This is a genomic window from Pseudomonas sp. A25(2017), from assembly GCF_002001065.1.
GTDB classification, from domain to species: domain Bacteria; phylum Pseudomonadota; class Gammaproteobacteria; order Pseudomonadales; family Pseudomonadaceae; genus Aquipseudomonas; species Aquipseudomonas kilonensis.
Window position 1 is genome coordinate 24,455 of record NZ_MUOA01000052.1, and the last position, 6,757, is coordinate 31,211.

At 65.3% G+C, this 6,757-nt stretch carries 2 protein-coding genes; one reads left to right on the forward strand and one right to left on the reverse strand.

Annotation, left to right across the window (positions count from 1 at the left end):
* Window positions 1-218 precede the first annotated feature (218 nt).
* Entirely contained in the window at window positions 219-2,306 is a 2,088-nt protein-coding gene (locus B0E42_RS10460; protein ID WP_077506344.1) for a mechanosensitive ion channel family protein, read from the forward strand.
* Between the two features lie 134 nt (window positions 2,307-2,440).
* Here B0E42_RS10460 and B0E42_RS10465 read toward each other — a convergent pair whose 3' ends face one another.
* A complete protein-coding gene (locus B0E42_RS10465; protein WP_077506345.1) occupies window positions 2,441-6,754 on the reverse strand; it encodes a DEAD/DEAH box helicase in 4,314 nt (1,437 codons plus the stop codon).
* Window positions 6,755-6,757 lie beyond the last annotated feature (3 nt).

Below are 6,757 nucleotides of genomic sequence, written 5' to 3' on the forward strand. Positions count from 1 at the left end.
CCGACGGTGAAGCACTGTGGCGAGCGGATTTATGTGGGAGCAAGGCTTGCCCGCGAACAGGCGCCTCGATTTCTGAAAGACCGCGGCGCCTCCATCGCGGGCAAGCCTTGCTCCCACATAAATCCCTGCCACAAGGGGGTGTATTGACCTTCTGAGCGAACTTGCCGGCTCGTTATTGATCAGTTCCTTACCGATCCCGTGTGAAGGAGCCTCGCGTTTTGTCTCGATTGAGCACTGTATTGCTGCTGTTCCTGCTGGCGATGACCGGCACCAGCGCCTACGGGACCGCCGCTGTCCCTGGCACTGCCAAGCCCGATGAACCGCCCGCCGAACCCGCGCCGCTGGTGCAGGGCGGTTTATTGGGGGCCATCAGCTCGAGCATCGACGACGTCCAGGACAAGCTCGACCTCAACCAGAGCCTGGTGGATGCCTGGCGCCTGCGGGCGGACCGGGCGGTGGATGAGGTGGACCGGCTGGTGGACCAGACGTCCCGTTCGTCCTGGCGCGTGGCGGGGGATTTCCTGTTGTTGTCGAGCGTCTGGATCGGCGCTTTCGCACTGATCTGGTCGGGCGCGCGGCTGCTGCTGCGCCATCTGGGCCGGCGCCGCTGGTTGCGCAGCCGCCAGCGCCTGCGCGACCTGCTCGGTTATCTGCTGCCGTACACCGCTGCGGCGTTGATCTGCCTGCCGCTGACCCTGTACGTCAGCCACTTCCTGCAGGTGTCGGTCGGTCGCGCCCTGGCGCTGTGTTTCGCCTACGCCACCAGCAGCGGCATTTTCTCCACTTCGGTGTTGCTGTGCGTGATCGTCATGTTCAACGCTGGCCACAAACGCCGGGCGGTGGCGATGATCCGGCGCTTCAGCCCCCGGCCATTGTTCATGATCGGCTTTCTCGCCGCCCTCAGCGATGCCCTGACCAGCCCGCAGATCGCCCGGCAACTGGGTGGCAACATCACCAGCAGCATCGCGGTGTTCACCGGCCTGTTCGCCTCGGTGATCTTTGGCTGGCTGGTGATTCGCATGCGCCGGCCCGTGGCGCACCTGATCCGCAACCGCCCGCTGGCCCAGCGCTTGAAGCAACCGGCCTTGCAGGAGTCGTTGCGGATTTTCTCCGGGCTCTGGTATTGGCCGATCCTGTTGATGGTGCTGGTGTCGGCGGTGAGCCTGATCGGTGTCGGCGAGGACAACCAGAAAGCCCTGCGCTGTGCGTTGTTCACCACCATCCTGCTGATCGCCACGGTGTTCCTCAGCACCGTGTTCCAACACGTCTTCAAGTCGCCCAAGGCCGAGGCCATCCAGCGCAACAGCGCCTACAAGGGGCGCCTGTTGAGCCTGCTGCACGCGTTGCTGCGCATCGTCATGGCGGTGGTATTCATTGAGGTCCTCGGGCGGATCTGGGGCATTTCCCTGTTCGAGTTCGCCTCGCGCAATGCCGTCGGCCGGGCGATCAGCGATTCCCTGAGCCGCATCGGCCTGATCTTCCTGATGACCTGGCTCACGTGGGTGGTGCTCGACACGGCGATCCAGGAAGCCTTGAAACCGCCGCTGAACAAGCGCGGGGCCCGCCAACCCAGCACCCGGGTCAAAACCATCCTGCCGCTGTTGCGCAACGCGGCGAAAATCATTCTGGTGGTGATTTGCGCAATCACCACCATGGCCAACCTGGGCATCAACGTCGCGCCGTTGCTGGCCGGTGCCGGGGTGGTGGGGCTGGCGATCGGTTTCGGTTCCCAGCAACTGGTGCAGGACGTGATCACCGGGCTGTTCATCATCATCGAAGACACGCTGTCCATCGGCGACTGGGTGGTGCTCAGCTCCGGCCACGCCGGCACCGTCGAAGGCCTGACCATCCGCACCCTGCGCCTGCGCGACGGCAAGGGCTTCGTGCATTCGGTGCCGTTCGGCCAGATCAAGGCCGTGACCAACCAGTCCCGGCAATTTGCCTTTGCGTTCTTCTCCGTGCAGTTCACCTATGACACCGACGTGGACCAGGCCATCGAACTGATCCGCGAGGCCGGGCGTTCGATTGCCGAAGACCCATTCCTGAAATTCAACCTGCAAGGACCGCTGGATGTGTTTGGCGTGGACAAGATGGACCTCAACGGCGTGGTACTCACGGCGCAGTTTCGTACGGTGTCGGGTGGGCAGTATGCGGTGAGCCGGGCGTTCAACCAGCTGTTGAAAAAGCTTGTGGATAACCACCCGGCGGTGCATTTTGCGCAGACTTATCCACAGCAGGTGGTGTTGCCGCGGCGGTTGCTGGAGGAAGTGAAAGAGGGGGAAGAGGTGCCTGATCAATCTAAGTAACTGATGCGGTTTATGGTGGGGCAGCAGGCCTCTTCGCGAGCAAGCCCGCTCCCACATTAGATCGCATTCTTTCTGAAGGAACTCGGTCGACTGTGGGAGCGGGCTTGCTCGCGAAGAGGCCGGCCCAGACACCCTCAACCTTTCTGAATCAGCTTGTTCCTGACCTCAATCATCCCTTGAGCATCCAACTCCACCCAAAGATGCTGCTTGCCGGCAATCTGCGCCGCCACCGGCAACCCATCGCGATACACCAGCCGATTACTCGCCAGTGCCGGCACTTTCGCCCCCGGCAGCAAGGTGCCGGCCAGGTTCAGCGGGTCGACGCCGCACACCGCCACCAGGCTGCCATCGGTGGGGCGGCGGCGAGTTTCGCGCAGCAGCGGGATGGCTTCGGGCAGGGCGAATTGTTCGCCCGCCAGGCCGCTGACAAAACGCCCGCCACGAATCTCGCCCCGCGCCTCCAAGCGATGAAAGGTGCGCAGCAGCTCGCGCCAACTCGGCAGCCAATCCGCCTCCCGCTCCAGCAAGCGCCAGAACACCACGCCGTAACGGCGCAGCAGGGTCATGGCGATGTGTTCCAGGGTGTCGGGCGGTGTGGGCGCGGGGCGGTTGCCATCCGCGGGTGCCGGTTGACTGCGGCGCAACAAGGCCCAGCGACCGGCGTCGTCCATGCCGCCGACAAACGCGCCGCGCCCGCGCCGGCTGCTGCGGGCCTGGCGTTTACTGGCGGGGGTGATCAGTGCGCGCAAGCCGGCGAAGCTGTCGGCATTCACCCACCCGGCGCCCACCAGTTCCTGCAAGGCGATTTCCAGTTCGCTGCGCAGCAGATGGGCCTCGTGGGCCAGTTCGTCGAAAAACAGCGCGCCGTGTTCGCTGAGGGCCTGATGGACTTTTTGCGTCTTGGGCGACAACTCATCCAGCGCCGTTTGCCCGGCCAGGCTGCTCCACAGCGCCACCTGACTGCGCGGCAGCAACACCACCGGCGTGCTGCGCAGGGCGCTGGCGGAAGGCTTCTGGCGCGCACTCAGGCGCGTCCATACCCACTTGCCACTGCGGCACAACTCATCGAGCCAACTGGGCGAATAGTCCTTGATCCGCGCCGGCAGCAGATCGCTGTCCCAGGCTGATGCAGCGGCCGGGAAGCCTTCGAACTGGCCGAGGACTGACGGCAGCACGGCATTGCCCCGACCTTGGCTGGACGATGACAGGTGCTGCCAGTCGAACAGGAAACGCATGAAGTCCTGCAACATCACCGGCTCGATTTCCCGGCGCAGGCGCTTGACCGTGTAACGATGGATTCGCGCCAGCAAATGTCGCTCGCACCATTCCTCCTGGCCGGTGCCCGGCGTGAACCGCCCGCGCAGCACATAGCCTTGTTGCTCAAGCTGCGCCAGGGCCTGGGTGACCTGCGGGGTCGACAGCCCCAGCGGGTAGGCGATGGCCTTCAACGGCAGCGGGCCAAAGGCACTGAGCCGGGCGCGGAGCACTTCCACCAGGGCTTCGTCGCTGGCCCAGGCTTCATCAAAACCGGCCAAGGGCGTCAGCGCCGGTTGCCAGCGGGCCTGTGGATAAAGGGCTTGCAGGCAGGTCAGGCGCTCCAGCGGCACCCACAGACCCCGCTCGGCACTGATCTGCAGGTGACTGGCGCGACCACTGGCGGCCAATGCCGGCAACCAATCCAGCCACGGCGCGTGGGCGTCGGCTTCGCTGTCGGCGATGCAGGCCAGGCTCATCAAGGCTTCATGCATCTCATCGAGATTGGCCGGCGCCGGCCAGGCTTCATCGCGGACCGACTGGATGGCCTCGGCGTCCAGCGCGCCCAGGTCGTCGGTGGCTTGTGGATCGCTCCAGCGCCGGTTGATCACCGCTTGGGTGCGCCGTTCTTCCAGCGGCGCGTCGTCGAGAAAGGTGTAGGGCCGGGCGCTGAGGATTTCTGCCGCCAGCGGTGAGGGCGCCGGCAGGTCGCGGCTGATCAGGCGTATCTCGCCCGCCTCCATGCGCCGCAACAGCGTCAGCCAGCCCTCGCTGTCCATGGCTTCGTGCAGGCAATCGTCGAGGGTTTGTTCCACCAGCGGGTGGTCGGGGATCTCACGCTCACCGGCGAGGTTTTCCAGGCAGGCGATCTGGTCCGGAAATACGCTGGCGATCAGGTCTTCGCTTTTCATGCGCTGGATCTGCGGGGCGACTTTGCGCCCGCCGATGTAGCGCGGCAAAGCCAGGGCCACGCCAGCGTTCCAGCGCCAGCGCACGCCGAACAGCGGCGCATCCAGTACCGCCTGGACCAGGATCTGCTCGGCGCTGTGGCTATTGAGGTAGCGCCACACCTCGTCCAGTTCGAAGCTGTGGCTGGTGGACAGCGAGAGCACGATGGCGTCTTCACTGGCGGCGGCCTGCAATTCGAAGTTGAAGGTGCGGCAGAAGCGCTTGCGCAAGGCCAGGCCCCAGGCGCGGTTGATACGGCTGCCGAAGGGCGTGTGGATGATCAGTTGCGTGCCGCCGGACTCGTCGAAAAACCGCTCCATCAGCAGCGTGTCCTGGGACGGTAGGGCGCCGAAGGCCATGCGCGCCGGGGCCAGGTAATCCACCAGTTGTTCGGCGCTGGCCAGGTTCAGTTGCAAGGTGCCGGTGAGCCAATCGAGGGCCGGTTGCAGGTGGCCCGGCGTGGCGGCCAGCAGTTGGTCGAGCTGGGCTTGCAGGCGCGCCACGGCGAAAGACAATTCGGCGCTGCGCCCCGGGGCTTCGCCGAGCCAGAACGGGATGGTCGGCGGCTGGCCTTGGGCATCTTCGACCCGCACGCGGCCGGTCTCGACGCGAATGATGCGATACGACGTATTGCCCAACTGGAACACATCGCCGGCAATGCTCTCCACCGCGAAGTCTTCGTTGACGCTGCCGATGTTCAGCCCTTGGGGTTCGAGCAGCACGCTGTAGTCGGCATTGTCCGGGATGGTGCCGCCGCTGGTCACGGCCGTGAGCTTGCTGCCCCGGCGCCCGCGCAAGGTCCGGGTCACGGCATCGCGGTGCAGGTAGGCACTGCGCACGCCTTGGCGGCCATTGAAGCCTTCGGCGAGCATCTGCAACAAGGCCTGATAGTGGTGGTCGTCCAGGTCTGTGTAGGGCGCCGCGCGGCGGAAACTCTCCAGCAGCGCCTGCTCCTGCCATTCCTGGCAACTGACCTCGGCGACGATCTGCTGGGCCAGCACATCCAACGGCGCCTTGGGGATGTGCAGGATGTCGAGTTCGCCACGGCGTACGCAGTCGAGCAGGGCGGCGCATTCGATCAAGTCGTCACGGGTGGTGGCGAACAGGCGTCCCTTGGGTGTGCCACCGACCTGGTGGCCGGACCGACCGACCCGTTGCAGGAAGGCCGAGATCGAGCGGGGCGAGGCGATCTGGCACACCAGGTCGACATCGCCGATATCTATGCCCAGCTCCAGGGACGCAGTGGCGATCAGCACCTTCAGTTCGCCGCGTTTGAGGCGTTGTTCGGCGTCGAGGCGAAACTCCTTCGCCAGGCTGCCATGGTGAGCGGCCACGGCGTCTTTGCCCAGGCGCTCGCTCAGATGACGGCTCAGGCGTTCGGCCAGACGCCGGGTATTGACGAACACCAGGGTGGTGCGATGTTCCCGGGCCAGCTCGGCGAGGCGGTTGTAGACCAGTTCCCACACGTCATTGGCCATCACCGCCGACAGCGGCACCGGCGGCACCTCGATGTCCAGATCGCGGGGGCGGGCGTGGCCGATGTCGACGATTTCACAGGTGCGCCCCTCACCGACGAGAAAACGTGACACCGCTTCGATGGGCTTTTGCGTGGCGGACAGGCCGATGCGCATCAGCGGTTCGGCGCACAGGGCTTGCAGGCGTTCCAGGCTCAAGGCCAGGTGGCTGCCGCGCTTGCTGGCGGCGATGGCGTGGATTTCATCGACGATGACCGTACGGGTGCTGGCGAGCATCTGTCGGCCGGAGTCGGAGCCGAGCAGCACGTAGAGCGATTCGGGCGTGGTGACCAGGATGTGCGGCGCGGTCTTGCGCATCGCCGAGCGGTCTTTCTGTGGCGTGTCACCGGTACGCACGGCGGTGGTGATAGACAAGGGCGGCAAGCCCATTTGTTGCAACTGCTCGGTGATGCCGGCCAGCGGATTCTGCAGGTTGATCTGGATATCGTTGCTCAAGGCCTTGAGCGGCGAAACGTAGACCACCAGCGTCTGGTCCGGCAGGCCGCCCTGTTCCAGGCCGCGATGCACCAGGTCATCAAGCACGGCGAGAAAAGCCGTCAGGGTCTTGCCCGAACCGGTAGGCGCCGCCACCAGGGTCGAACGACGCTGGCCGATCAACGGCCACGCCCGGGCCTGGGCGGCCGTGACCGCCGGGAATGTCTGGCTGAACCAGGCGCGAACGGCGGGGTGAAAGCCGGCCAGGGCGTGGTTGGCTGCAAGGGGCAGATTCATGGG